Below are 26,668 nucleotides of genomic sequence, written 5' to 3'. Positions count from 1 at the left end.
GCGCCCCCGGTCCCCGGGGCGCGGCCCTCTTGCTTAAACTGCTCAATTTTTCGTGCTCACGGTGCTCATTTCCCAGTGATCACTCGGACCACTTCTTAGTGAACATCAACACATCGCTGCGCACCGGGACCTCGTGCCCGCGAAGAGGCGGCAGGCGGCCCCGCAGGGCTGCCGCGGCCAGCGCTTCAGGACGGCGCCCGGAGAGGCCTACCAGATGGACTGGGGCTTCGTCGCGGTCGAGCGCCCCGGCGGGGAGCGGGCGCGGATCGCCTGCTTCGCCATGGTCTGCCACCATTGCGGGAGCGCCCACGTCGAGTTCTTCCCGAACGCGCGCCAGGAGAACCTCCTCATCGGGATGTTGCACGCGTTCTCGGCGCTGGGCGTGCCCGCGACCGTGCTCACCGACAACATGAAGAGCGTGGTCGTCCGCCGCGATGCCGACGGCCGGCCTGTCTGGCAGGCCGACTACGCCGAGTTCATGGGCGTCGTCGGCTTCCGCACCAGGTTGTGCAGGCCGCGCCACCCCTATACGAAGGGCAAGGTGGAGAGACTCGTCCGCTTCGTGAAGGGGAACTTCCTCGCGGGAAGGTCCTTCACCGACCTTGACGCCCTCAACCGGGAGGCCGCCCTCTGGTGCGCCGAGCAGGGAGGCCGCTGGCGGCGCGCGGCGGCATGCGTCCCGATGCGCGAGCACGAGGCGGCGTGCTCATCAAACACCAGGCCGCTCGAGGTCACGGCCGAGGTCGAGCGGTACCTGTGCCCGCGCCGGAAGATCTCCTTCGACGGCTTCGTGAGCTTCGAGGGGCACCGCTACGGCGTGCCCTACTGGTACGTCCGCCGCGAGTGCAGGGTGAACCGGGAGGGGCGCGTGGTGCACATATACAGCGACGACCTCTCCCGCGAGCTCGTCGCCCACGCCGTCGGCGCCGGCGCCGACAGCTGGTGCGAGGGGCAGTGGGAGACATCGCCGGCGCAGCCCGAGGAGCTACCGACCCAGCCGGTGGGGACCGTGGTCGAGCAAATCGCCCCGCCCAGGACGAAACCCGGTTTCGAGAGGTTCGACTTCGGGAGGGCCGAATGATGGCGGGCGCGGGGGCGAGCCCCTACGAGCTCGCGAGCGACGCCGCGTCGAGGCTCGGGATCGCCGTCGGGGCGGAGGAGCTCGCGGCCCTCGCCTCGGACCTCGACCTCGGCGACGGGGAGATGGCCGCCGTGGCAGCCACCTTCTCCTACCTTGCGGAGAAGAGGAGGCTCGCCTCCATCGAGACGCTGCCGAGACTGAGCAGGCTGCCCAGGCGCGAGCCCAAGACCTTCGAGGGTTTCGACTTCTCCAGGATCCAGGGCCGGGACGCGGCCGCGCTGGGCAAGCTCCCGTCGCTGGCCGACCTCTACGCGCACCGCAACGTCGCCTTCGTCGGGCCCGGCGGCATAGGGAAGACGCACCTCGCGCAGGCCTACGGGCGCGAGTGCTGCATGCGGGGGCTCAAGACCTACTACATAAAGTCGACCGAGCTCAGGGACAGGTTCCAGAAGGCCGTCCAGCGGGGAAACACCTCGCGGGTCGTCTCCTCGCTCGTCAAGCCGTCGTGCCTCATCGTTGACGAGGTGGGAAGATGCGTCTACGACAGGCCGTGCACCGACCTGTTCTTCGATGTCGTCGACAGGCGCTACGAGAAGGAGGGGCCGAACGCGATGGTCCTTACGAGTAACATCGCCCCGAGCGGGTGGGATGAGTTCTTCACGGGCGACGACACGCTCCTCTGCGCCCTCGACAGGCTGTTCGACAAGGCGTCGGTGTTCGTGATGCGGGGCCCGAGCTACCGCGGCAGGGGGCTTGACACCTACTCGGTGGAGGCCGTCCCCCAGGCGGTGAAGGTGAGGGGGATCCAGCCCGAGGGGATGTAGGAATGCGATAGGAAAGTCATAGATGCGGGCGTGTTGGCTAAAATGGGTCGGCCGGGATTGGTCAATCTCGGCCGACTATATTTGGCTAAAATAATCCGACGCTAACATTGTTTTGGGGTGGGCTTGCAAGTGCGGAAAGCTTGATTTTGTTCTTTCCCTTTTGAAGAGGAATTATCTCTTTTCCGCCACCGCGACGAACCTCTGGTTCTCGCCCCGGCCGCACGACCAAAGCAGCATCCTGCTGCCCCACGACCACGCGCCGCACATGTCCGCGGTGAGCGAGTGGTCCGATGCCGGCTGGATCCTGAGGGTGCCGTCCCCGTTGGCCGTGACGTCCCACTGCTGGGCGGCCGATCCGTCGGGCTCCTCCATGGTGACCGGGCCGTTGAGCTCGAGCGCGCGGGCCGTGAGCGCCTTCCCGCTCGACTTGTCGGTTATCGTGTACGAGCCGCTCCCCGCGTCGCGCTCGAACGAGAGCGCGCTCGAGCGCGACGGACTCCGCGGCGGCCGGACCGGCCCCGACGCCGAGCGACCCGTCGGGCGAGAGGAGCCTGTAGTCGCCGTCGGCGAGGGGCGCAGAATGAGCCGGCCGTTGATGAGAAGCCTTAAACTCATAACTAACGGCCCAATGATAGACGTCTATTATTGTGACGTTCGATGTTGCGGCAAGCTCAACTTTTGCGCCACCAGACTTCCACTCCCTCTGATTCATCGCATAAGCAACAATCCCATTCTGAATCCCCGAGATACTCGGCGGGAAGGACTGGTTGTCGGCGTCGATTGAAAAGCTCTCTTCTTTGGCATCCAGGTGCTGCTGAATGCGATCGGCATACTTCTCTGCCCATTCATCGGCTTTGCCATTTCGAGCAAAGTAATTGTTGGACAGGTCGGTCGAGCGGTAGGCGTAGTCGCCCTTTTGGTAGTTTGCCGTGTGATCGGAGTGAGCGATTGCCATGAGCTCGTCGGTCAGGCCAAAGTACAGATGGCGCTGGTCCAGGTCTCCGTACCAGTTGTCGCTGGTGTCGTCCCAGGTTAGATCCATCTGGCACCATTTGCCGTCGATCTTCACGGCGTTCCAGGTGTGGCCGTTGCCGGTGATGCGTCCGTTGGCGATGCCCGCGGCGTCAAGGAGCTTGGAGTAGATGCGCTGGTAGCTCTCGCAGGTGCCCTGGTGGCGCGTGAGGCCGCTTTCGGCCGAGCACCAGTTGAGGCTGTGGTCGTACTCCAGCTGGTCGAGCGTCCAGTCGTGGAGCCACAGAGCCATGTCGTATTCCGAGCCGTTTGTCTGTTGCCTGCACTGGGCCACGGCGTTGTTGACGATCTGCGTGACGCTTGGGCGGGCGGCGTCGATTACGGTCACCTCCGGCGTGGTGCGCAGGTAGTAGATCCCCTTGTCGTTTTGGGGGTCGTTTCTGTCGTTGTCCATAAAGTAGAAGTAGATGCGGTACGTGCCCGACGCCGTGAAGTCAAAGGTAAAGTCGTGGCCCGCGGTGCCCAGGCTGTGGTAGCCGGCCCATGCCTGGCGCGACGGGTCGCAGACGCTTTCCTGGCTGCCGCCGTCCCAATAGGTGGGCACGTCCATGCGCGCCTTGGCCTGGGGCGAGCCGTTGGTCTGGGTTACGTGGAAGGTCGTCGCGGTGCCCGCGGGGGCGTTGTTCCACGAGACGGTGAAGGTGACGCCGTTTTGGCTTGCCGTGGCGGAGTGGGCGTAGGTGGTTTCCGCCGCGACTGAGATCGCCTCGGGCGTGCCGTTGTTTTGGGCGCGGAGGGATGGGGTGGGGGTGAAGGTTGCGGCGGTGGTGCCTGTTGCAGCGGCGGTGCCGTCGGCGCTTTCCGTTTTGGCTGCGCTGGCACCGGTGGATGTTGCGGTGCTGTCCTCAACGGTATCTACTGTCGCATTTGTGCTGGCGCCGTCTTCAGCCTTGCCTGTGTCGCTGCTCGTGGTGTCGGCATGCGCTTGCTGTTCGGCTGTTGCCGGAGGCTGGATGGCTTCCGCAATGGCTACCATGGGCATCGTCGCGCTGACCATGGACGTGCACGCGATCGCGCAGAGCAGGTAGTAAAGGGGTCGTTTCATAGCGGAGCCTCTCGGTGAGCAGCCAATAGGGTTCTAAGGTAGCTCCAGGCCAGCACTCCGCACATATTTTGTTGCGGTTTATTTTACGGGAACAACAGTCAACATCAGCGAACTTTCTGGGGAATGTCGGTTGATCCGGGGCGCGTAAAACAACAGTTTCAAATAATGTTGCTTCCTGTTCAATTCTGTCTATCTACAATTAATCGCAAGCGTATGACTTGAGGAGATTGTTTACAGGTGGAATCGGTCACTATTCTTTGGATTGTCTTTTATGTCTTTACCGGTTTGTCGAGCGTTCAGCTTGTCCGCTTTGCTGGGCCCTTGGCGATTGGAGGGCAATACACCGTCGAAGAACTGTATCCCTCCGATGAGTCGGGCAGGTTAAACGTTGCCTACCGAATTCTCGCTCCAACAATTTGTTGCCAGCTCCCGGTGTTTTTTATGGCTGCGATTTGCGATGCGTTTTCAGTTCCAGGTCCTTCGCTGCGATACATGCCTACCCTTTTCTATTGGTTGTTTCTTGGGGTAATCAAGCATGCAGGGGGTAAATTGCGGTACCGGACTCTTCCTTTCTCATTCGAGGCGTTCATGTCTCTTTTGCTGTCCGTCGCATTTGATCACTTTGTTATCGATGGCTATCTCGGAGGCCAGGGGCTAGATGTGCTTGATACTTCGAGTATTGCCTTTGAGTTTGAGCTGGCATTATTTGGTGTTGTGACCTTTTGGATTTCAACCTTTTTTAAGCGTTATCAAATTAAGTGTAGCCGTGTGTACTCAAATGCCGCTCCATCATATGTCGTTCCTTCGGACTCCGTATTTGGTTACTCTTCAATCGATACGGGTGAGGCCAGGCTCTTCTCATACGAGCGCGAATATGGCGATCTCTTACCTCAGCGATTTTCAAGTGATCTTCTGTTGAGAAGTGTTTTCTTTGCAATTATGGCGATTGAGGACGGGAATCGGCCCGAGTTTATCCGAACGATCGAGCGCATGGCAGCTCATTTCCATTTGGCAAAAACCACTGGAATAATGCAGCAGACGAGCGATGCTCCTTTGTCTGATATGGATAGCGTTAAACTCTCAATTCCCTATATTGAGCGCATGTGGGACCAGTTTCTTGTTGAATTCGCCCGTTCTGCTGAGGGAGCCGGGGGAGACGGTCTGCGAATTTTCATGGGCTATTACACCTACGACTACTTGACGTTGTCGCGGACTATCCGCAACCACTTTGCGCCATTTTACGGGGACTATTGTGGAACGAGATTGCTTGATGCTAATCGCGTATTTTGCGATGTTCTGGAATTTGAGGAAAGGCAGCGCTATGGGTTGCTTCCAAAGACGGTTTCTGCGACGGGATCGATATGCGCCACTGAGCTTGGATGGCTTTCTGGAGAGTGCTGTTATTGGTCCGATTACAATACGGTTGTATCCTGCCTGAATGGAAATGATGCCAATGGCGTTAAGCTGGTCAGCAAAAATGATGTGAATAAAACTCAGATAACCGAGACGACCTCAAGGCTTAAGGAGCAAGGTGTTTCCGTTCTTGAGGCCAAGTATGTGCCCGGCGCTTCGGCGACTATCGTGTGCAACGGCGATACCTCTATGATCCCGAGTGCTGCGGGTAACGAATGGACTGTTGTTGGCTAGGGAATTTAACTCCGCTTTTTGCAAATATTGATATTGCTTTTGTGGACAGGGCGCATTAATATGACGTTCACTTGATGATGGAACTTGGTGCAACGTTGCGGCTCTGCTGATGTTTGATTCGGGTTTGGTTTAGGACTGTCGTTATTTGCGGTGACGACAAATATAGCCAAGAGCGAGTGCATTTGTCTGTCATGGTTTTTAAAGACGGCCAATATCCAGCCTAAGACGCATATTGATGGTAAAGTTACTGAGGACAAGGTCGCAGCTAGTCATTGATTGCCCCGACTGGAGCGAGTCCTCTGTTAAAGATGGACTGAGACGTTTTTACCAATTCGGGTCCGTGCATATGGTCATTCCATAGCCACGGACCCGAACCCGTGCCTACGGAATGACCATATGCACGGACTGTGCGGCCTTGTCCTTATTGGAATCGAGGTGCAATGCTCTGCGACTGTATCAGTAAAACTGATTTGAATATCCTGAGAAATCATCTGAGAGTTAATCGTGACGTTAATAATCTGCCCTTGTTTATCTTTCCATGCGGCGGTGACCAGAGCCTGTATTCCTCTCGACGTTTCTTTAGAGCTTATGTGTCCAACAATCATACCAAGGCTTTAAAAAACGTTTTTTGTCTTGCTGCCGAAGACGTAGCGGCGGAAATGGACGGTTCGAGACTTAATTTACTTCAGCAAGAGGCCATGCTTGCCGATATATCGGACTGGATATTGATTTTTGCAGAGAGCTGTGGATCTTTTTGCGAGTTGGGTGCTTTCTCTGCTTTGCCTCATGCCGCTTGGATTACCTCTGTTGCTGTTGGAAAGCAATATAAAGGCTCTCGGAGCTTCTTGATTGATGGGCCAGTGAGAGAAATAGCCACGGGCGACTCTTCGCTTAACAAAGTCTTTTACTTAGACTTAAATAACCCAATGTCTTCGCCTGACTTGTGCCGCTTTGTTTCTGAACTAAGACCCCTTATTGGTGTTAATGCTACTAAGCGGGGCAAGGCTGGCTTAAAGGCCGCTAGAAAGATGATCAATCGAGACGAGTCCGAGATTAACGTGGGCTCGCTCGTCCACGAGTTACTTGATTTGCTTCAAATATTGGGCCCCATGTCAGAGACCGATTTGCGAACGATATACTGTGCAGCCAAAGGCTTCCGTGCCAGTAAGCTCAAAATATACTCGCCTATTTTAAATGCGGATATGAAAAACGCTGGTGTTCCGATATCTTGGTCGGATGTTTGCTGCATGATGAGAGCCACCGGTCTTGTTTCTAAAGTGAGATGCAATAGGGGTCCGGATTATCTGATTAAAAGCACGATACACCTCGATTCCTATTTCATGTTTAAGGGAAGCGAAGACCAAGATTTCTCAAACATGAGGGCGCGGGTAATCCTTCGTAAGAGATCAATGGGGTATGGAGGCGTTGCCGGTGTCTATTGCGGATAGAATTTGCTTCGATCTTGGAATGACAAATCACCAGCTACTGGACCTTGCGAGCTCAACGACAGATAAGTATCACTGTTTTTCTGCCGGTGGGAGAAAGATCGTTGCGCCTCAACCAGACTTGAAGCTCGTCCAATGTTGGATTTCGGATTATATAAATACGGAGTTTGATATAGATCTTCCTTACGCTACAGCTTACGAAAAGGGCTCAAGCGTCTGCCGTAATGCCGGGCTCCATGCTAAGAGCAGTCATTTTCTTCTGCTTGATATTTGCCATTTCTTTGAGTCCTGCACTCAGCAAATGGTCAGGAATTTGTTTTCAGGGGGAACGTATCGGTCGACAAACGCTGAATCTCGCTCGCGTCTTACTGCAGACGATGTCGATCTTCTCGTAGCTTTATCATGTTATCGGGGTTCTCTTGCAACGGGTTCTCCGTGTTCGCCCTTTATTGCCAATCGCATAATGGCTTCGTTTGACCATGAGATTGCAGCTAGACTAGGCGAAAGATTCGTCTACTCGCGATACTCTGACGATATCTGCATTTCATCAACTGAATGGATAGACTCTGCGGAGATTTTAGCTATTGTCGATGACCGCCTAAAGCAAAAGGGTTTTAATCTGAATAAGGACAAAACTCGCTGTTTTGGACGAGGGCACCTACGTAAAATCACGGGCATCTATCTCGACTGCGATGGCGTCCTTCGACTGGGGCCTCAAAGAAAAGCAGAGCTAAAACGCTCCTTATACCAGGTGCTTATGCACGAGTGCGATCGTAATCACGCCCATCGCGTTTTAGGCCACCTGAGCTTTTGCAAACAGGTTGAACCGGATTATTGCAATGCACTTTTAGCCAAGTACGCGAGCTATGGTAAGGCTGTGTCCAGCGGAGGCGTTATGCCTGCTCTGATGGAGCTCGCCTATGGGTGATGGATGGCGGCGTCGCGAAAGACGTTCCAATGGCTGCCAATCCGCGCTATCTTCTCTCGTCTCCATCGAGAGAGGCTTCATGGGCATAGCTTCTCCTTGCGCTTGCATTTTCCCCTCGGGAACCTGTCTCGCTATGAATTCGGACGTTCTGTTGTCGCTGCATGCCCTGATTATGTCGATGCTGCACGGTAGGTTGCTCGCTGCCGGTTTGTTTCACGGCTATAATTACGTCCAATTAAGGAGGAAAGATATGTTTGGCAAAGTCAGGAAAACAAGAAGCGATTGTACGGTTGGTACTTACGAGAAGAAGCATGACCTTCCAACAGGCACACTTAGAAATTCTGATGGGCGTAAGGCTAGGAAGGATAAAACTCTGAAATCCCTTCGAAAAGAAACTGGAAGTGACTATCGATAGCTTCTGAAACTTAAAGATTGGGGTTCTGCCACAATAAAGTCTCAGCATTTTTCGTTGATCACATCGACTCGACTAACCATCGGGCCGTGGAACAGGCGCATGGCGATTTTCTTCAATATATTCGGAAAGTTGAGTTGAGCCATGATTGCCCCTGTCGATATCCGTTGCCGTTTCCCGCATGCTGTTTCGTTAAGACGTCCGTGAAGCATGCCTATCTGGCGTTTGCTCGCCCGTGACGAGCGAACGCCAGATAGCAATATCGATTTGTGTCTAGTCTGCGGCGAAGCAATGATTTTTTGCACGCTATGTGGACTCTGCCTTGAGATCGAGGAAGAGCTCGGATGAGATGTCGAGATTGTCGCTAGCCCGCCTGAGCACATGCGCCCTGCGTCTCGCAAAGTCATTGAATAGGTTGAAGTGCGTCTCTATGAAGCAGGATAAAAGGGACGTGGAGTTCATCGAGGTCATCCTTTCTGATTGCGAGATTCTGGCTAAGTGAATTAATCGCTTTGATGATGCGGAGGCTCTTTCGTTGGTGATTTGAGCGAGGAAGGCGAGATTGTACCGATCGGTAAGGTAGTGTCGAGAAAGTTGGTGTAGCGCCTGATCCGTAGCGAACCGGCCTGGCGTCCGGGGGCATGGCCCTGTTTGGCAGATTACCGTTTTGATGCATGACTTATGTCGCGATCGCAAACCAGTAGAGGGCAGAGTCGGCTCGACTTGACGTCATGAATTGGGTTGTTGCCGAGCAGATTCCCTGAGCGCAATATGGAACGATACTTTTTAATCTTACGTTGATAGCCGGCGCCATCATATTGGGCTGTTTGGATAGAACAACCGTTGCCTGTTCTCTTGTAGGCGGGCTTGCGGCGATTAATGTTCTCAATCTATTTGTGTCCAACCGCTCTTCGAAATAGTGATGCTGCGCTATGATGTCTTTAATGAAAAACGAAGGCTTGCTATAGGCCATCGTTTTGCAAGGGGGTTCCTTCCTAACGGAGGGCATCCCCTAGTTTTATTTAGGTGGAGATTTGGGGAGCGGACATCTGCATTCCTGATCGTTCCTGATTAGCGCTCTATTGGGTTGATAGGCGTTAGGGTATGATGTTCTCAGTGATACAGTCGTCGTGTGCTCTACGTGAGGCGATGACCAAAAAGGGTCGTTGTTCGGTTTTCCGGCAACGGCCCTTTGATGTTTCCGCCACAACTGGATGTTGTCGTGGATGCCGTCTTTGTTGATAGAACCCTGATGCGAAGTCATTATTTCGGAGATGCTGGGAAAAAAACGGGAACCTCCGAGCAAAACCCGATTTTTTGCAATAAAATCGCAGGTAGAAGGGTTTCCGCTATCCAGTGAGGTCGGCATGTCTAGAATTTGCCGCATACTTCTGGTTTGAGCGGCTCTTGCAGTATGTTTTCATAGTTCAGATTGGCTTTGGTTGCATGACTTTTCCCGTAGTGGCGTAATTGATGTAGGTCTCCTATCTCTTGCCGTAATATAATTACGGCAAGAGATAGGAGACTCTCATGCTTAAGCGTTTTACTGTTGATGGCTATAGGAATTTTTCGACTCCGGTTTCGTTTAATTTTGCAGCTTCTCGTGATTACCAGTTTGCAGAAAATAACGTTAAAAACGGAACCGTGAAAACCGCACTTTTGATCGGCAGAAATGCGTCTGGTAAATCGAATTTCGGTTCAGCTTTATTTGACATTACGCTTGGCTTTCCAAAGGCATTCGATTATTTTGACCAGGATGATCGTCTGTTTTTGAATGCTGACTGCGGGCGAGGTACGGCACAGTTCACCTATGTCTTTGAATTTGACGGTCGCGAAATCAATTACTGCTATGAGAAGACTTCACCGACTACTTGGCTTCACGAGACCCTATTGATTGATGGGGAACGAATTTTCGAATTCAATAACGCACGCGGCGTTTTCGAAGAGAACCACCTTGAACGAATCGGTGCAGCTGGCATTAATTTCGAATTCTCTGATACCTCTTTGAGCCTTCTTTCATACATTACGAGCAGTCTTCCAACTAATGTTTTAGGCGTCTTGGCGGAGCTGCGTCAATTTGTTTCGCGCATGAGGCTGATTCGCATGGACGTTTTTCGATTAAAAGGGTTTGAAACAAGAAAGGTAATCGACAAAATCATACGCGAGAACAAAGTTGCGGAATTTGAGTCATTTATTCGTAATTTTGGAGTCGATGAGTCCCTGATCGTTATTAAAGAGTCCGACGGCTCGCCTGTTCTGTATTTCAATCATCCCATGCGATACATCCCGTTTGTCGAGGCATGCTCTAGCGGTACAAGAACTCTGGTTAAGTTGTTCTCTGAGCTTGAACTTAACGAGTCGGCCAGCTTTTTGTTCATTGATGAGTTTGACGCTTTTTGTCACTTTGAGATGGCAGAGAGCCTTTTGAAGCTCTTTGCTTCAAAGGCATCGTGTCAGATATTGTGCTCAACCCACAATACTTCGCTTGTTAAGAATGGCGTAATGAGGCCCGACTGCGTTTATCAAATTTCTGCAAAAGAGGGCATTCGAACCTTGGCCGATTCTACCGATCGTGAATTGAGGCTTGGCAACAATATTGAGAAGCTTCTCCGAGCCGGAGAGTTTGATTAGCCATGAACAATGCGTCCGAAAAGAACGTCCTGCTCATTGTCGAAGGTGCTAAACGAGAGCCTCAGCTGATGGAGCGCATGTTTGAATCATTTGGCCTTGCGGACACTCATCAAATTGCTCCAGTCGAGATCAACGTTCACGCCTTTCTAAATAAGCTCTTTCAAGAATACGATTGCGATTTTGAGGCCGTTGATCTTAAGCCCTTTGTTGCCGAGCTTCTTTCAGACAAAGATGCTGCGGCTCGGCTTCTCGAATCCAGTTTTACTGACACCTTGCTCATATTTGACTTAGATCCTCAGGATAATCGGCTCGATTTTAAGCGGCTTGAGCTAATGCAAGACTATTACTGCGATAGCACTGATATGGGTCAGCTATATCTAAGCTATCCATCGGTTGAAGCATATCGTGATTTTGATCCCTTGAAGTTTTTCTCTCTGGATGATGCCCTTATTCCTTCAGATGTTATTTTTGGTCAGCGATCTTACAAGGACTGGGTTGCCAGGAGGGGAGATTCGCTTGCGGATATTGGGCGTATAGATGGCTATACATTTGCTTGCATTATTGCCGTTCATGCCCTGAGGTCGCTATGGTTAACTAATGAACAGGCGACGCAAAATGCAAACGAGTGCATGGCTGACTTAGCTGCGACTGTGGCGGACATCAATCATTCTAAACTTTTGCTCAATGAGATTGGTCGTCTGAACAATGATTCATTTTGCGCATGCTGCACCTGCCTTTTCTTTATTGCGAATTGGCCTAAGCGGCTTAACGACGTTTTGAACAAGGCGATTAAGAGGGGTTTGGGTATTCGTTTGTTCTAAAGAGTCCCCTTCGCCATTTATTTCTGGAAGTGCGGGAAAAATAGAAACTCGCCGAGCGCGACCCGTTTTTTGCAACAAAACCGCAGGTCGCCGAAGTCTAAAACAGGAGTTCGGTCGGCGGATATCGGATTTTCGCCGCACCTCCGATTGAGCGCTTATTTAGCACCCTCGATGTCCCCACATCCTCTAAAAAAGTTCTTAATACAGCCTTAAAACTGTATCTGGCTCGCGTTGACGGCGTACAATACGCATGTTTGACTATGGCAAATGTGGAATTAAGGGGAGGGGTGCGCCATGGAGGTGCTGGTTGTTGGCAACACCGCATATGTTGACGATGACTTTTGTGCCAAGGCGTTCCCCGGGGACCATGTTAAGGTCGTCGCTGCCGCGGAAGCGCGCCGCGATGAATCGTCGCCCCATGCCTCGTGGAATGAGCTCATCCAGCACTTGGAGCAGGCCTACGAGTTCGACCGGGTGGTCTACCTATCCAATTACCTTACCCCGCATACCGATATCGTGGGCGATATCGAGCTGCTGCGCTCGGTCTTTCGTGCGTGCGCGGGTCGCCGGGTCCAGCTGCTGTATGTGGCGGGGCCCTCGGGTGCCGCGGGTGCCGCCGATACCACGGGGCGAACGGGCAAGGGCATTATCGCGCGCGCAGCCAACGACCTGTGCCGCTACTACGCTGCTCGCGAGGGCGTTCAAACCAAGATCCTGCGCGTGCCGTTCCTGTATACCGCGTCTGCCGCGCTGGATGATCCGTTTTTGGTGCCGCTGTTCGACGCGTGCTCAACCGGATCGGTCGCTTTGCAGGGCGCGGAGGACGCGCCGTTTCCGCTGCTGTGTGCCGAGGAACTCGCGGTGCTGGTGCATCGCATCTTTGACAGCTGGGACGCCTCCTTTGAGACGCTCGATGTTGCCGATACCTTCCATCACACGTCAGGTGAGGTGGGCGAGGCCCTCAAGGCGCTGTTCCCAGGGCTCTCAGTTGCCTATGGCGATTCTGCCGGCTATGCCCTGCCCGTCAGCGACATCGTTCGCGTTCGCTATGGCTGGTTTCAGCGCTACGACCCGTTTCGTGATCTTTCGACCATTCATGCTCGCTGGGATGCTGGCCGCGCAGGGAAGGTCAACCCCTTGCGCGCCGCCATCGACCGCATCCAGATGCACACGCTGCCTATTAAATGCCTGGAGACGGGCGTCGCCTGGGTCCTGTTCGAGGTGCTGGAGTATTTGTTCTCGCAATCTGCCCAGCTCAACGTGCTCGATTATCGCCTGCTCTACGTCGTGCTCATCGGCACGCTGTATGGCCTGGACTTTGGTCTGGTTGCGGCGCTGCTGGCATCGGTTGGGTTGGCTGTGAGCTACTTTACCCAGTATGGCTATACCTTCCAGGGCCTCTTTTACGAGCCGTCCAACTGGCTGCCGTTTATCGCGTACTTTGTGGTGGGTGCCGTATGCGGCTACGTGCAGCTGCGCAACAACGAGGCCATTAAGGTGGAGCGCGACCAAAACGAGCTCGTGCGTAATCGCAATACGTTCCTCACGCAGCTCTATCACGATGCTATCGAGGACAAGCGCACCTACAAGCGCCAGATTGTGGGGCGTCACGATAGCTTTGGCAAGATCTTTGCCGTGACGCAAGAGCTCGACGTGCTCAACCCGCGCGACATCTACCGCAAGTGCTGTGAGCTCATGGGTGAGATTCTCGAAAACAATTCGGTGACGATCTACCACGTTTCGGGCGGGGCGTTTGCACGTCTGGTGGCGGCGAGTCCCGTGATTGCCGAAGACGCCACGCGCTCGCTCACGCTTGAGCAACTTGCACCCCTTTTGGGCGGCGGGGGTCGTTCGAACCTGTGGGTCAATCGCGAGCTGACGCCGGGGCTTCCCATGTTTGGATATACAATCGAGCGTGACGGGGCGCCCGCCGTGTTGATTTTTGTGCGTCGTGCGGCCGAGAACCAAATGACGCTCTATTACCAAAACCTGTTCCGCATCTTGTGCGGCCTGGTCGAAAGCGCGCTGGGCCGTGCCTTTGACTATGAGGCGGTGGCGCAGGATAAACGCTGCGTCGATGGCACGTGCGTGCTCAAGCAGGCGGCCTTTGGTCAAGAGCTCGCGGCCGAGCAGGCGCTGTCGGATGGCAAGATGGGCAGCTTTTTGCTCCTGCGCGTGGTGCCGGGCATGGAGCCTGTCGGCGAGCTGGTGGGCGCAATTGGGTCGGCAATCCGCGAGAGCGATGCGGCGGGCCTGGTCGACGGTGACGTGCTTTACCTGCTTATGCGCCAGGCAAAGCCGTGCGACCTGCCCATTATCCGCGAGCGCCTGAGCGCGAAGCGGATTGCGGTGGAGCCCGTCGACGGCGAGGACATCGTGGCGCTTCTGCAGCACATCGCTGACACCGGTGACGGTGAGGGGGATGTCGCTTGATCTCGCTTGTCGTTGCTGCCGTCTTGCTGCTGATTCATGCGCTGGTTTGTCTGGTGTTGTGGACGCTTATGAAGTTGGGCCTGCTGCCGGCGCGCGGGCATATGCTGGCCGTGATGGTACTCGTGCCGTTGTGGGGACCGCTGCTGGTGGTGCTGCTTATCACGCGTAGCGCCGTGTTTGGCGCGGACCTTAAGGACGCCACGCTAGAGTCGCTGCGCATTAACGACGAGCTGCATCGCAGCATCTTGGTGCACGACCGTGAAGCCGATGCGGGCGTGATCCCGCTCGAGGAGGCGCTCATCGTCAACGACCCGGCAGACCGGCGCCGCCTCATGCTCTCCATGCTTACCGAGGAGCCCGATGCGTATCTGGCGCAGCTGCAGGCGGCTAAGCTTAACGACGACGTTGAAGTGGCGCACTATGCCGCGACGGCGGTGGCGCAGATCTCCAAGGAGTCCGACCTTAAACTGCAGCAGCTGGAGCGCGCCTTTAAGACCGACCCGAGCGCGCAAAACCTCAACGAATACTGCGATTTTCTTGGTGAGTATTTAGACTCGGGTTTGGCTGAGGGGCGCGTGGCTCAGATTCAGCGTCAACAGTACGCACGTCTGCTTGCGCGCCGCTGCGAGCGCGAGGACACCTTTGAGCTGCGTATTCGGTATGCCGCGGCGCTGGCCGATGTCGACCAGATCGACGAGGCGCAGGCCGTGACCGACCAGCTCGTGCTCGACGCGCCCGAGGAGCAGGAGGTTTGGATGCTTTGCCTGCGCCTGGCCGTGATGCGCCGCGACGGTGACGAGGTCCACCGCGTGATCGATGCGATCGACAAACAGCATGTGTACTTGAGCGCCGCCAACCGCGAGGAGCTGGCTTTTTGGCGCGACGGGGAGGAGGCCCGATGAGCGTGGTGCAGCATATCCGCGACCGTGCGGGCCATTTTCGCTGGATGGGCCTGCTCGTGGTGTGGGCGGTCTTTATTGCCATGGCCGCCGTGCTGCTGGTGGAGCGTGCCGGCGTGCAGTACAGTGCGGGCCAGCATAAGCTGGGGATGCTTGCCGCCAACGATGCGGTGCCGGCCTCCTCGGCAATATTTGGTCAAAAGCCCACGTGCCTGGTCATTACCGATTCCGATCAGACGGGCGTCGAGGACGTAAAGGAGCAGTTCGACCAGATTCTGCTCGACATGAAGATCGCGCACCGCGACGTGGACCTTGCCCTGGACGGCGCGGATGCCATTCCCTCGCTGACGTCCTTCGATCGCGTGATTTTGCTCATGCCGTCGCTCGATGGGCTCGGTACGCACCTGACCGATATTATGAGTTGGGTGAGTGCCGGCGGTTCGCTTATGCTCGCCATGCCGCCGGATAATTCGAGCTATCTGCAGGTGATTGCTCCCAAGCTTGGTATTGAATCGGCCGGATACGACTATGTAATAGCCGAAAGCATTGTGCCGAGCGAGGACTTTATGCTGGGCGGGGGAGAGCGCTACGGGCTCTCGGACCCCTTTGATTCGTCGCTTTCGGTTTCGCTGCGCGAGACGGCGCGTGTGTGGGCTAAGACCGGCGATGCAGGCGCCCCGCTCATTTGGTCCAATGACTGCGGTAGCGGACGCACCGTGGTATGTAATATCGGTGTCTACGACAAGGTCATGCGCGGGTTTTACGCCGCGGCGATCAGCCTGCTCGGCGATGCCACGGCCTATCCGGTCATCAACAGTGCCGTCTTCTATCTGGACGACTTTCCCAGCCCCGTGCCCTCGGGCGACGGCACCTACATCAAGCGCGACTACGGGCTTTCCATCGCCGACTTTTATGCCAAGGTCTGGTGGCCCGATCTGCAAAAGCTCGCGCAAAAATACGGCATTCGCTTTACCGGTGTGATGATCGAAAACTACGAGGACGCGGTCAATCAGACCGAGCCCGCGCGCCAGGCCGATACCACGCAGTTTCGCTACTTTGGCGGCATGCTGCTGCAGATGGGCGGAGAGCTGGGCTTTCACGGCTACAACCATCAGCCGCTGGCGCTCTGGGACACCGACTATGGCACGCTGTACGACTACAAGACGTGGAAGAACAAGGAGACGCTTGTTGCATCGCTCAACGAGCTTATCGCCTTTCAGGACGAGGTGCTACCCAACGCGCACGGTTCGGTCTACGTGCCGCCGTCAAACATCCTTTCGGCCCGCGCTCGCAAGATTATTGGCGAGGATGTGCCGCGCATTAAGACCATCGCCAGTACGTATTTTGAGGATGGCACCGACCTGCCGTACGTGCAGGAGTTTGGCGTGGCGAGCGATGGCATCGTGGAGCAGCCGCGTATTGTCTCGGGCGGCATGGTCGACGATTCCTATATGCGCCTGGCTGCCGTGTCCGAGCTCAACATGCACTATGTGAGTACGCACTTTATGCACCCGGACGACCTGCTCGATCCCGATCGTGGCGCCAGGCAAGGCTGGGAGATCTATAAGGGCGGCCTGACCGACTACCTGGACTGGCTTACCAAGTCTGCGCCCGACCTGCGTCGCCAGACCGGCTCGGAATGCTCGGGCGCCATCCAGCGCTTTTCGTCCGTGACGGTGAGCGTGAATACAGGCGCGGATGCCTGGACGCTCAACCTGGGCAATTATCACGACGAGGCGTGGCTCATGTTTCGCGCCAATAACGGCGAGCCGGGAGCAGTCACGGGTGGCGAGATTACGCATCTGATGGGCGACCTGTACCTGGTCAAAGCTACGGACAAGACGGTGACCATTGCGCGCAAGGAGGGTAGCGACAAATGAGAATCTGCTTGGTACTCGAGGGTTGCTACCCCTATGTGCACGGTGGCGTGTCCACCTGGATGCACGGCTATATACAGGCCATGCCCGAGCATGAGTTTGTGCTGTGGGTGATTGGCGCGCATGCGGCCGACCGCGGCAAGTTTGTCTACGAGCTGCCCAAAAACGTGGTCGAGGTGCACGAGGTGTTTCTGGACGACGCCCTGCGCCTTTCGGGCGAGCAGGAAGAGGCCGACTTTAACGACCGCGAGCGCGAGGCGCTGCGCCGCCTGGTGTCGCTTTCCAATCCGGATTGGGACGTGCTGTTCGATATCTTCCACCGCCGTCGTGTGCATCCGCTCTCGTTTTTGCAGAGCCGAACGTTTATGGATATCTTTCGCGACGTGTGCCTGGCCGAGTACCCCTACACGCCTTTTGCCGACGCATTCCATACCATGCGCTCCATGCTGCTGCCCGTGCTCTACCTGCTGGGCGGCGAGGTGCCGGTGGCCGATGTGTACCACGCCATCTCGACCGGCTACGGCGGCCTGCTCGCCTGCCTGGGCTCAAGCGTTCATCATGCGCCGGTGCTGCTCACCGAGCACGGTATCTACACGCGCGAGCGCGAGGAGGAGATTATTCGCGCCGACTGGGTGGTGCCGTCGTTTAAGGACCGCTGGATTCGCTTTATCTACCTGCTTTCGGAGGAGATCTACCGTCGCGCCTTCCGCGTGACCAGTTTGTTTCATAACGCCCGTAAGACGCAGATCGATATGGGCTGCGATGCGGACAAATGCCTGGTCATCCCCAATGGCATTCAGTTCGACCGCTTTAAGGACATTCCCTTAAAGCCTGATGACGGCTGGGTTGACATTGGCGCGGTGGTGCGCCTGGCGCCCATCAAGGACGTCAAGACCATGATCTATGCCTTCTTTGAGCTGCACGAGCGCGTCCCTAAGGTGCGCCTGCATATCATGGGCGGCGTGGACGACGAGGAGTACGGTGCCGAGTGCCACGCGCTGGTCGATACCCTGGGCGTGCGCGACCTAATCTTTACCGGCCGCGTCAACGTGGTCGAGTACATGGAAAAGCTGGATTTTACCATTTTGACGAGCATCTCCGAGGGCCAGCCGCTCAGCGTGCTGGAGTCGCTTGCCGCGCGTCGTCCCTGTGTGACGACCGAAGTGGGCTGCTGCCGCGAGCTGCTCGAAGGCGCCCCGGGCGATGACTTTGGCGTGGCTGGATTCGTGAGCCCGCCCATGTATCGCAAAGGTCTGGCCGATGCCATGGAGCGCATGTGCGCAAGCCGCGCCCGCCGTATCGAGATGGGGGAGCGCGGCCAGCGCCGCGTTGCCACGTACTTTTTGCACGAGCAGATGCTCGCCAACTATCGCGCGCTGTACGACGAGACGGCGCGTGCGTTTGACCTGTCCAGAGAGGGGGAGTAGCCAGTGGCCGGAATCGGTTTTGAGCTTAAGCGCCTGTTTAGACGCAAGGGTCTGTTTGCCACGATGCGCGCCTACGGCTACGCCGGCATTGTGTGCACGGGCCCCATGCTGCTGGGCGTGCTGCTCCAGGTGGGTATCTTGGTGCTGTGCGGTTTGTGGGGTGTGGGCCGCGCCAACCAGGATTTGCTGGTGTGCATGGTGACCTATACGCTGCTAGCGTCGCTTACGCTCACCAGCTTTTTCTCCATGCCGGTCACGCGCTTTTTGGCCGACATGCTCTTTCTCGAGCGCGAAGAAGAGATTCTGCCCTCGTTTTGGGGCTCCAACGCCATCATGCTCGTTGCGGGCACCGTGCTCTACGGCATCTTTTTGCTGTTCTCGGGCGCTACGCTGCTGCAGGGGCTGCTGTGCCTGTGGCTGTTCAACATTATGATCGTCAACTGGAACGGCATGAACTACCTCACCGCTATTAAGGACTACCGTGGCATTCTGTGCAGCTTTGTGGCTGCCATTGGCGTGGCGTGCCTGTGCGCCCTGGCCGCGCTGGCGCTGGGGCTGCCGCCGGTCGAGGGCCTACTGGCGTCAATCGCCCTGGGCTACGGCGTCATGCTCGCCTGGGACGTGGTGCTGCTGTACCGGTATTTTCCGCAGAGCGACCGCAGCCCCTGGCTCTTTTTGCGCTGGCTCGATCAGTTTATGCCGCTGGCGCTCACGGGCCTGTTTACCAACCTGGGGCTCTTTGCGCACCTGGTAATTATTTGGGCCGGCCCCATTGGCGTGCAGGTCAAGGGCTTGTTTTATGGCGTGCCCTACCACGATGTTCCGGCGCTCATCGCGTTTTTGACGATCCTGGTCACGACCGTCAACTTTGTGGTCTCGGTCGAGGTCAACTTTTATCCGCGCTACCGCGACTACTACAGCCTGTTCAACGACGGCGGCGTAGTGGGCGACATCGTGGTGGCCGAGGAGGAGATGCTCTCCACGCTCAACAGCGAACTGCGCTTTTGCGCGCTCAAGCAGCTGTTTGTGACGGCGGCGGTCATTTCGCTCGAGACCACGGTGCTCTCGGCCCTGCCACTGGGCTTTAACAGTCTTATGCACGGGTATTTTCGCACGCTGTGCGTGGGCTATGGCCTGTATGCCGTGGGCAATACGGTGATGCTTATCTTGCTGTACTTTACCGACTACAAGGGGGCCGTGCTGGCCTCGGGCCTGTTTGCCGGTGTGGCGGGGCTGGCGACTGCCGTGTCGCTGCTTTTGCCGCAGCAGTTTTACGGCTTTGGCTTTTTGTTGGGTGCGGCGGTGTTTTTTATCGTGGCGCTGATGCGGCTCGATACCTATACTGCCAACTTGCCGTATCGTATTCTGAGCCAGCAGCCCATGGTGGCGACCGACAAGACGGGTCGCTTTACACAGCTGGGCCGCTTGCTCGACCGTGCCGAGCGGCGCTATGAGGAAGCCCGCCATAAGGGCGAGCCACATGGCGCGTTTGAACGCACGGTGGTCCGTGTGTATCGCAACCATTGGGGAGGTTCTGATGACCGATAGGATGATGTCTCGCCGTCGCCTGATTGAAGCGGCTACCGGTGCGCTGTTGCTTTCGGGCTGCTCGGTGCAGGAAGACTCCTCGACCAAAAAGGTCAAAAAGCAGGGCAAGATTAACAAGGCCGAGGCCTCGAATGAGGTCAAGCACCTGCGCGACAAGGACGAGCTCTACGAGGTCTACGACGACTCGGGCATTGTGACCATGTACCTGACGGTCTCGCGCGGCAACAGCTCCGAGAACACCGACCACAGCTGGGCCGAGATCAACACGTACTCGGTGTACGACTATGCTGACATGGGCGTGGCGCGCTATCAGGTTATGGGCCTTTTTCAGGCGGGCGACGAAGACGGCCCAGTTGCCGGCGAGGTTGGCTATGGCGAGGAAGCGCCCAATGCTACCGTGCAGGTGCGCGGTCAGACGTCGAGCCGTTATGGTCAGAAAAATTACAAGGTGGAGCTCAAAAAGGGCAAGGGTACCTGGCGTCAGCAGCGTTCCATTGCGCTTAACAAGCACATGGGCGAGGGCTTGCGCTTCCGTAACAAGATGGCCTACGATCTGATCCGCGGCATTCCCCAGATGATGGGCCTGCGCACGCAGTTTGTGCACCTGTGGGTGTGCGACCAGACCGAAAAGTCCAACGACACCTTCGAGGACTACGGCCTGTTTACACAGGTAGAGCAGCTTAATAAGACGGCGCTTAAGGCACATGGCCTAGATAAGAATGGACACCTGTACAAGGTGAACTTCTTTGAGTTCCGTCGCTATGAGGACATCATTAAGCTTGCCGACGATCCCGATTACAACCAGGTGGCTTTTGAGAGCATGCTCGAGATTAAGGGCGACTCGGACCATACCAAGCTCATCGAGATGCTCGATGCGCTCAACGACGAATCGCAAAAGATCGATGACGTGCTCGACACCTACTTTGATACCGAGAATCTGGTCTATTGGCTGGCGTTTCAGATCCTGACGGGCAACTGCGATACGCAGAGCCGTAACTGCTATCTGTACAGCCCGCTCAACTCAAATACCTGGTACTTTTTGGCTTGGGATAACGACAGCATGCTGCGTAAGCTTGAGCTGAGCCTGAAGGGGTTCTCGGACTTTGTGAACTGGGAGCGCGGCGTGAGCAACTACTGGGGCAACGTGCTGTTTAACCGCGCGTTGCGCAGTAAGTCGTTCCGCAGCGAACTCGACCGTGCCGTCAAGGACTTGCGCTCGTATTTGACCGAGGAACGTCTGGCCAGGATGATCAAGCACTACCGTGAGGTTACCGAATCCCTGGTCTTTGCCTCGCCCGATATCGACAATCTGCCTGTCACCAAGGACCAATACGAGCAGATCGCCGCGGCGATTCCCTCCGAGATCGAGGAGAACTACAAGAGCTATTGCGAAAGCTATAAAAAGCCCATGCCGTTCTACATTGGCGTGCCGCAGATTGAAAACGGCAAGTTGCGTGTGAACTGGGATGCCGCGTACGACTTTGAGGCGCGCGATATTCGCTATACCGTGGAGCTTGCGCGCGACTACGCCATCAATGACGTGCTTTTTAAGGCCGAAGACGTGCTGCTGCCTGAGGTGACGTGCGAAGCGCCCGATACCGGTCAGTATTTTGTACGCGTGCGTGCCACCAACTCCGATGGCTATACGCAAGATGCGTTTGACTGCTATGTGACCGACGATGGCAAGCAGTACGGCATGAAGTGCTTTTACGTGCAAGACGGCGGTAAGGTCGTGGAGGACACGTATGAGGAGGGCTAGCGCGTTGCTTGAGCGCCTGGCGGCCCCGCCTGCGCGTGCCACGCAGGAGCGTTATCGCCACGAGCTCAAATATCTCATTAACGAGGGCGAGCACTCCGCGCTTGCCTGTCGCATGGCGCCGGTTTTTAAACTGGACAAGCATGCGCGCTCGGGTGGTTACACCATTCGCAGCCTGTACTTTGACGACTACTGCAACTCGGCCTACGAGGAAAAAGACGCTGGTATTCTCATGCGCAAAAAGTATCGCGTGCGCATCTATAACGGCAGCGACAGGGTGATTAAGCTCGAGCGCAAAAAGAAGTACGGCAGCTGGATCTACAAGGAGGACGCGCCGCTCACGCGCGGCGAGTTTGAGCAGATCCTGGCTGGCGACTACGGCTTTTTGCTGAGGAGCCCGCACCAACTCTGCCGCGAGTTCTACATCGAGTGTATCTGCAACATGATGCGCCCGCGGACCATCGTGGACTACGAGCGCGAGCCGTGGGTGATGGATGAGGGCACCGTGCGCATTACGTTTGACATGAACGTGCGTGCCGCGGTGGGTAGCTTTGACATCTTTGACGCGACCTTGCCCGCGCTGCCCGTGCTGGAGCCCGGCAAGCTGGTGATGGAGGTCAAGTTTACCGAGTTTTGTCCGCAGCTGGTGCGCGATATGGTGCCGCCGGGCGCGGCCGAGCTTACGGCGGTCTCCAAGTACTGCCTGTGTTACGAAAAGACCGCCTACCTGCGCGGTTTTAACTACTGGGAATCGGATTTTGAGAACCGAGGGGATATTTAGACCATGAGCACCAGGGACTTTTTTAAGAACTCCGTCTTGGAGGCGTTTGGTCAGGTCGACCCTGCCAAGATCGGCCTGTCGCTGCTCGTGGCGCTCGCCATGGGCATCCTGATCTATTACGTGTACAAGCGCTTTTTTACCGGCGTGGTGTATTCGCGTAGCTTTGCCGTGACGCTCGTGGGCATGTGCGTGCTCACCTGCATGGTCACGCTCGCTATCTCGACAAACGTGGTCATCTCGCTCGGTATGGTCGGTGCTCTGTCCATCGTCCGCTACCGTACGGCGGTCAAGGACCCGCTCGACCTGCTGTATCTGTTTTGGTCCATTACCACGGGCATTACGGCGGGAGCCGGCATGTATGCACTCGTGGGGCTCACGGCAGCAGTGATCGTGCTGATGATCGCCGGCTTTGCGAGCCGCCAGGACAAGTCGCGCGTGTACATGATGGTCATTCACTACACGGGCCAGACCACTGGCGACGATATCGTGCGCGCGTTTGGGCGCACCAAGTTCACCGTTAAGTCCAAGACCATGCGCGGCGACAAGGTCGAGATGGCCGTCGAGGTGTTCTCTGACGGTGTGGATATGCCCTATGCCGACGCCATCCGTGCCCTCGATGGCGTGGAGGACCTAACGCTTATCCAATACAACGGCGAATACCACGGCTAGAACCCTATCGAGTAGATTGGGGAAACATCCGCATCGTGGGCTTTTGTTTTGAAGGGACGGTGTCACGTGGACGCACAACAGCTAGAAGAGGCCTGGGCTGCAAGGGCTGGCGCACGCGAGGCGCGACTGGTTGCAGCCTCGCATGTGCCGGCGGCGCTGTCTCTGTTGGGGATTGTGCGTCCCGGCGATCGCCTGGTGGTCTTTGCGGATGACTTTGCCGAAGCGTTTGCTTGCGGCTTTGAGGGCTGCGATGTCGTGCTGGTGGGCTCGCCGTCCGCCGAGTCGTTTGCTGCTGCGTCCGAGGGCTTTGATGCTTCGCTTGATGCCGAGGGGCCGCACCTGTGCTGGTTCGCCAACTCCATTGGCGCGTTCGGTTTGCGTGTGCCCGATTTGCGCGCGTTAGGCCGCGCCGCGCGTGAGGCCCATGCGCTGCTGGTTGTTGACAACACCGTGGCTGACGTCTTTGGCTGCAATCCGCTGAGCTTGGGCGCCGTGCTGTCGCTCGAGGCACTCGACCGCGTGTGTGCCGGTAAGGCCCCGCGTAAGCTCGTTGCCGCTTCGGTGGCGCGATCGCAGCTCAAGCGCCATCGTGTGGATGCCGCGGCTGAGTGCGCGCATGCGTTGTTTGCGGGCTGCGGTGCGTCGGCGCTCGATCTTTCTGCTGAGGAGGCCGACGTGCTGGAGCGCGGGCTTTCCTCGCTTAACGCTCGCATGCAGGCGCATTTCGACCGCGCCCGTGCGCTGGCCGAGTATCTGGCCGCGAACGAGATGGTGCGCAACGTGCGCTATCCCGGGCTGAGCTCGCATCCTGACCATGCGGTTGCAACGGGAATCCTCGAGCATGGCTTTGGCCCGGCAGTTGAGTTTGACCTTATCGAGCGTAGCGCGGGAGAGTTGTTCGACGCTTTGCCGGGGGAGTTTCGCACATCGTTCGCCGGCGGCGCAACGACGCGTCTTTCGGCCCCACGTGGCAAGCGGGGGGACACCATCCGCCTCTTCGCCGGCACCGACGATCCCCTGACGGTGGCCGCCGCCCTCGATAACGCCCTCCGATAGTAGCTAATTTGGGACGGGGCTTTTTTAGCTACCCAATGTCAATTTTTGGCTATGAGTTAAGAATGCTCTGGATGGGTAGCTAAAAAAGCCCCGTCCCAAATTAGCTACTCTTTGATGGTGTCGATCAGGTCGTTGGCCCTTGCGGCTATGACTTCGTTGATCTCTGCCTGCAGCTCCTCGTAGGCCGCTATGGCTCGCTCGCCGGCGGGGGTGAGCGAGCTCCCGCGGGCGCCGTCGCGCTCGATGAGCTTGCACCCCAGCTGCCCCTCGGCCTCGTTCACAATGCGCCATGCCTTGGAATAGGCCATGCCCATGCTCTTGGCGGCGCGGTTGATCGAGTGTTCGCGGGCGATACCCTGCAGCAGCAAGACGCAGCCGTGGCCGAACACGCCCGGCAGATCTTTGTCGCACGACTGAATGACCAGTTTTGCCGTCGTCTTGTACTCCATGCGCTCCACGTCTCTCCGCTAAAGTGTCTGCTGGGCAAACGCAAAGCCTGCGTTAAGCCCTCGTGTGCTCTTCTTAAATCATGCATTGTAGCAGTCAAAGTGCGTTAAGATACTTGCCCAGTATTGGGCGCCCAAGGTTGGGCTGGGTCCTACGAGGCCTGCAGCCGACCGGTCGCATGGAAAAAGGAGAAACATGGCTACGTTCTTTCCCGGTGAGTCCCACACGTTTTCGGAGTATCTGCTGGTCCCTGGTTATTCGTCCTCGCAGTGCATCCCCAACAACGTCTCTCTTAAGACGCCGCTAACCCGCTTTAAGCGCGGCGAGAAGCCGGCAATCACCCTGAACATCCCCATGGTTTCCGCCATCATGCAGTCCGTCTCGGGCGTCGACATGGGTGTCGCGCTCGCTACCGAGGGTGGCCTGTCCTTCATTTACGGTTCCCAGACCCCCGAGTCCGAGGCCGCCATGGTCAAGGCCGTCAAGGATCACAAGGCCGGCTTCGTTCAGTCCGATTCCACGCTGACCCCCGACATGACCATGGAGCAGGTCATCGAGCTCAAGGAGAAGACCGGTCACTCCACCATGCCGGTCACCGACGACGGCACTCCCAAGGGTAAACTCCTGGGTATCGTTACCAGCCGTGATTATCGCCCCAGCCGCGATGACCACCAAAAGAAAGTCTCCGAGTTCATGACCCCGCGTGAGCAGCTCATCGTGGGCGACAAGAACATCAGCCTCAAGGTTGCCAACGACGTCATCTGGGACAACAAGCTCAACGCCCTGCCCATCGTCGACGACAACGATCACCTTATGGGCATTGTCTTCCGCAAGGACTACGACAGCCACAAGACCAACCCCAACGAGCTGCTCGACGGCGACAAGCGCTACATGGTCGGCGCCGGCATCAACACCCGCGACTATGCCGAGCGCGTGCCGCTGCTCATCGAGGCCGGCGCCGATGTCCTGTGCATCGACTCTTCCGAGGGCTTCAGCGAGTGGCAGAAGCGCACCATCGAGTGGATCCGCGCCAACTACGGCGAGGATGTTAAGGTCGGTGCCGGCAACGTCGTTGACGCCGAGGGCTTCCGCTTCCTGGCCGACTGCGGTGCCGACTTTATCAAGGTGGGTATCGGCGGTGGTTCCATCTGCATCACCCGCGAGACCAAGGGCATCGGCCGTGGCCAGGCCACCGCGCTGATCGACGTCTGCCGCGCTCGCGACGAGTACTACGAGGAGACCGGCGTCTACGTGCCCGTGTGCTCCGACGGCGGTATCGTCTACGACTACCACATGACGCTCGCCCTTGCCATGGGTGCCGACTTTATGATGCTGGGCCGCTACTTTGCCCGCTTTGACGAGAGCCCGACCGAGCGCGTCAACGTCAACGGTCAGTACATGAAGGAGTACTGGGGCGAGGGTTCTGCGCGTGCCCGCAACTGGCAGCGCTACGACCTGGGCGGCGCCGCAAAGCTCAGCTTTGTCGAGGGCGTCGACTCCTACGTTCCCTACGCCGGCTCCCTTAAGGACGGCGTGGGCGGCACGCTCTACAAGATCAAGTCCACGATGTGCAACTGCGGTGCCCTCTCGATCCCCGAGCTCCAGGAAAAGGCACGCCTGACCCTGGTGAGCTCGACCTCGATCGTCGAAGGCGGCGCCCACGACGTAGTCGTCAAGGATTCGCAGCAGTCTGTGTCTTATCGATAGGATAAGAGCCGCACATAAAGGTTGAGTTCCAACCACGTTATTAAGATAAAGCGAGATGCCTGCAAGTCGCAGGCATCTCGCTTGTCGTATTTGCTATCATCAGTCAAGTTAACCTTAGGGTCGGTCGGCTTGGCTTTGTTCGCTACAAGTTCCGCACGCAAAGAAGAGCACTTAATGTGCTCTTCGTCTTGCGCAGGACTGT

At 56.8% G+C, this 26,668-nt stretch carries 19 protein-coding genes and 1 pseudogene; 17 read left to right on the top strand and 3 right to left on the bottom strand.

The window, feature by feature from the left end:
• The first annotated feature begins 133 nt into the window (after window positions 1–133).
• Both ACTQ1E_RS07405 and ACTQ1E_RS07400 read left to right on the top strand, forming a co-directional pair.
• Window positions 134–1,081 (top strand): DDE-type integrase/transposase/recombinase, encoded by a 948-nt coding sequence (locus ACTQ1E_RS07405; RefSeq protein ID WP_441565605.1) that lies wholly within the window; start codon window positions 134–136, stop codon window positions 1,079–1,081.
• A complete protein-coding gene (locus tag ACTQ1E_RS07400) occupies window positions 1,078–1,905 on the top strand; it encodes an ATP-binding protein (RefSeq protein WP_441565603.1) in 828 nt (275 codons plus the stop codon). The genes ACTQ1E_RS07405 and ACTQ1E_RS07400 overlap by 4 nt, the downstream gene beginning before the upstream one ends.
• A gap of 171 nt (window positions 1,906–2,076) precedes the next feature.
• On the opposite strand, the gene ACTQ1E_RS07395 is transcribed toward ACTQ1E_RS07400, so the two are convergent.
• Both ACTQ1E_RS07395 and ACTQ1E_RS07390 read right to left on the bottom strand, forming a co-directional pair.
• Entirely contained in the window at window positions 2,077–2,520 is a 444-nt protein-coding gene (locus ACTQ1E_RS07395) for an RICIN domain-containing protein (protein WP_441565607.1), read from the bottom strand.
• A 433-nt stretch (window positions 2,521–2,953) separates the two neighbouring features.
• A pseudogene (locus ACTQ1E_RS07390) lies at window positions 2,954–3,331 on the bottom strand (hypothetical protein); the annotation flags it as partial.
• 888 nt (window positions 3,332–4,219) lie between these two features.
• Between ACTQ1E_RS07390 and ACTQ1E_RS07385 the strand changes: the two are divergent.
• From ACTQ1E_RS07385 to ACTQ1E_RS07320, 14 genes are all read left to right on the top strand, one after another.
• Window positions 4,220–5,629 (top strand): hypothetical protein, encoded by a 1,410-nt coding sequence (locus ACTQ1E_RS07385; RefSeq protein WP_441565601.1) that lies wholly within the window; start codon window positions 4,220–4,222, stop codon window positions 5,627–5,629.
• Between the two features lie 440 nt (window positions 5,630–6,069).
• The gene (locus ACTQ1E_RS07380) at window positions 6,070–7,077 is read left to right on the top strand and encodes a retron St85 family effector protein (protein ID WP_441565599.1); all 1,008 of its coding nucleotides are present in this window, start codon (window positions 6,070–6,072) and stop codon (window positions 7,075–7,077) included.
• Complete coding sequence (locus ACTQ1E_RS07375; protein WP_441565597.1) at window positions 7,061–8,002, top strand: reverse transcriptase domain-containing protein; 942 nt, start codon at window positions 7,061–7,063, stop codon at window positions 8,000–8,002. Before ACTQ1E_RS07380 ends, ACTQ1E_RS07375 begins: the two co-directional genes overlap by 17 nt.
• A gap of 1,942 nt (window positions 8,003–9,944) precedes the next feature.
• Window positions 9,945–11,045 (top strand): AAA family ATPase, encoded by a 1,101-nt coding sequence (locus ACTQ1E_RS07370; protein WP_441565595.1) that lies wholly within the window; start codon window positions 9,945–9,947, stop codon window positions 11,043–11,045.
• Between the two features lie 2 nt (window positions 11,046–11,047).
• A complete protein-coding gene (locus tag ACTQ1E_RS07365; protein ID WP_441565593.1) occupies window positions 11,048–11,866 on the top strand; it encodes a hypothetical protein in 819 nt (272 codons plus the stop codon).
• Window positions 11,867–12,160: 294 nt separating this feature from the next.
• Window positions 12,161–14,299: a DUF4118 domain-containing protein gene (locus tag ACTQ1E_RS07360; protein ID WP_441565591.1), complete on the top strand. Its 2,139-nt coding sequence runs from the start codon at window positions 12,161–12,163 to the stop codon at window positions 14,297–14,299.
• The gene (locus ACTQ1E_RS07355; RefSeq protein WP_441565589.1) at window positions 14,296–15,201 is read left to right on the top strand and encodes a hypothetical protein; all 906 of its coding nucleotides are present in this window, start codon (window positions 14,296–14,298) and stop codon (window positions 15,199–15,201) included. Before ACTQ1E_RS07360 ends, ACTQ1E_RS07355 begins: the two co-directional genes overlap by 4 nt.
• Window positions 15,198–17,078 carry a DUF2194 domain-containing protein gene (locus ACTQ1E_RS07350; RefSeq protein ID WP_441565587.1) on the top strand — a complete coding sequence of 627 codons (1,881 nt, stop codon included), beginning with the start codon at window positions 15,198–15,200 and terminating at the stop codon, window positions 17,076–17,078. The genes ACTQ1E_RS07355 and ACTQ1E_RS07350 overlap by 4 nt, the downstream gene beginning before the upstream one ends.
• Complete coding sequence (gene pelF, locus ACTQ1E_RS07345; RefSeq protein WP_441565585.1) at window positions 17,075–18,502, top strand: GT4 family glycosyltransferase PelF; 1,428 nt, start codon at window positions 17,075–17,077, stop codon at window positions 18,500–18,502. The genes ACTQ1E_RS07350 and pelF overlap by 4 nt, the downstream gene beginning before the upstream one ends.
• A 3-nt stretch (window positions 18,503–18,505) precedes the next feature.
• On the top strand, window positions 18,506–20,050 hold the full coding sequence (gene pelG / locus ACTQ1E_RS07340; RefSeq protein WP_441565583.1) for an exopolysaccharide Pel transporter PelG: 1,545 nt from the start codon (window positions 18,506–18,508) through the stop codon (window positions 20,048–20,050).
• Complete coding sequence (locus ACTQ1E_RS07335) at window positions 20,040–21,809, top strand: CotH kinase family protein (protein ID WP_441565581.1); 1,770 nt, start codon at window positions 20,040–20,042, stop codon at window positions 21,807–21,809. The genes pelG and ACTQ1E_RS07335 overlap by 11 nt, the downstream gene beginning before the upstream one ends.
• Window positions 21,796–22,587, top strand: coding sequence for a polyphosphate polymerase domain-containing protein (locus ACTQ1E_RS07330; RefSeq protein WP_441048824.1), 792 nt, complete (start codon window positions 21,796–21,798; stop codon window positions 22,585–22,587). The genes ACTQ1E_RS07335 and ACTQ1E_RS07330 overlap by 14 nt, the downstream gene beginning before the upstream one ends.
• 3 nt (window positions 22,588–22,590) lie before the next feature.
• Window positions 22,591–23,256 (top strand): DUF4956 domain-containing protein, encoded by a 666-nt coding sequence (locus ACTQ1E_RS07325; RefSeq protein ID WP_427728733.1) that lies wholly within the window; start codon window positions 22,591–22,593, stop codon window positions 23,254–23,256.
• A 66-nt stretch (window positions 23,257–23,322) separates the two neighbouring features.
• Window positions 23,323–24,312, top strand: coding sequence for a PLP-dependent transferase (locus ACTQ1E_RS07320; RefSeq protein ID WP_441565579.1), 990 nt, complete (start codon window positions 23,323–23,325; stop codon window positions 24,310–24,312).
• Window positions 24,313–24,416: 104 nt separating this feature from the next.
• On the opposite strand, the gene ACTQ1E_RS07315 is transcribed toward ACTQ1E_RS07320, so the two are convergent.
• Window positions 24,417–24,761, bottom strand: coding sequence for a winged helix-turn-helix domain-containing protein (locus ACTQ1E_RS07315; protein WP_427719637.1), 345 nt, complete (start codon window positions 24,759–24,761; stop codon window positions 24,417–24,419).
• Window positions 24,762–24,954: 193 nt separating this feature from the next.
• On the opposite strand from ACTQ1E_RS07315, the gene ACTQ1E_RS07310 reads away from it, so the two are divergent.
• The gene (locus ACTQ1E_RS07310; RefSeq protein ID WP_427794684.1) at window positions 24,955–26,466 is read left to right on the top strand and encodes an IMP dehydrogenase; all 1,512 of its coding nucleotides are present in this window, start codon (window positions 24,955–24,957) and stop codon (window positions 26,464–26,466) included.
• The last annotated feature ends 202 nt before the right edge of the window (window positions 26,467–26,668 follow it).

The organism is Collinsella sp. LCP21S3_C7 (assembly GCF_052118485.1).
Classification (GTDB): Bacteria; Actinomycetota; Coriobacteriia; order Coriobacteriales; family Coriobacteriaceae; genus Collinsella.
This window is presented reverse-complemented; position numbering and strand designations above follow the sequence as displayed.

Excerpts from the sequence above, each read along its gene's own strand:
- ACTQ1E_RS07400 (WP_441565603.1), top strand. The coding sequence starts at position 1,078 with ATGATGGCGGGCGCGGGGGCGAGCCCCTACGAGCTCGCGAGCGACGCC.
- ACTQ1E_RS07395 (WP_441565607.1), bottom strand. The coding sequence starts at position 2,520 with ATGAGTTTAAGGCTTCTCATCAACGGCCGGCTCATTCTGCGCCCCTCG.
- ACTQ1E_RS07380 (WP_441565599.1), top strand. The coding sequence starts at position 6,070 with ATGCTCTGCGACTGTATCAGTAAAACTGATTTGAATATCCTGAGAAAT.
- ACTQ1E_RS07370 (WP_441565595.1), top strand. The coding sequence starts at position 9,945 with ATGCTTAAGCGTTTTACTGTTGATGGCTATAGGAATTTTTCGACTCCG.
- ACTQ1E_RS07365 (WP_441565593.1), top strand. The coding sequence starts at position 11,048 with ATGAACAATGCGTCCGAAAAGAACGTCCTGCTCATTGTCGAAGGTGCT.
- ACTQ1E_RS07360 (WP_441565591.1), top strand. The coding sequence starts at position 12,161 with ATGGAGGTGCTGGTTGTTGGCAACACCGCATATGTTGACGATGACTTT.
- ACTQ1E_RS07350 (WP_441565587.1), top strand. The coding sequence starts at position 15,198 with ATGAGCGTGGTGCAGCATATCCGCGACCGTGCGGGCCATTTTCGCTGG.
- pelF (WP_441565585.1), top strand. The coding sequence starts at position 17,075 with ATGAGAATCTGCTTGGTACTCGAGGGTTGCTACCCCTATGTGCACGGT.
- ACTQ1E_RS07335 (WP_441565581.1), top strand. The coding sequence starts at position 20,040 with ATGACCGATAGGATGATGTCTCGCCGTCGCCTGATTGAAGCGGCTACC.
- ACTQ1E_RS07330 (WP_441048824.1), top strand. The coding sequence starts at position 21,796 with ATGAGGAGGGCTAGCGCGTTGCTTGAGCGCCTGGCGGCCCCGCCTGCG.
- ACTQ1E_RS07325 (WP_427728733.1), top strand. The coding sequence starts at position 22,591 with ATGAGCACCAGGGACTTTTTTAAGAACTCCGTCTTGGAGGCGTTTGGT.
- ACTQ1E_RS07315 (WP_427719637.1), bottom strand. The coding sequence starts at position 24,761 with ATGGAGTACAAGACGACGGCAAAACTGGTCATTCAGTCGTGCGACAAA.
- ACTQ1E_RS07310 (WP_427794684.1), top strand. The coding sequence starts at position 24,955 with ATGGCTACGTTCTTTCCCGGTGAGTCCCACACGTTTTCGGAGTATCTG.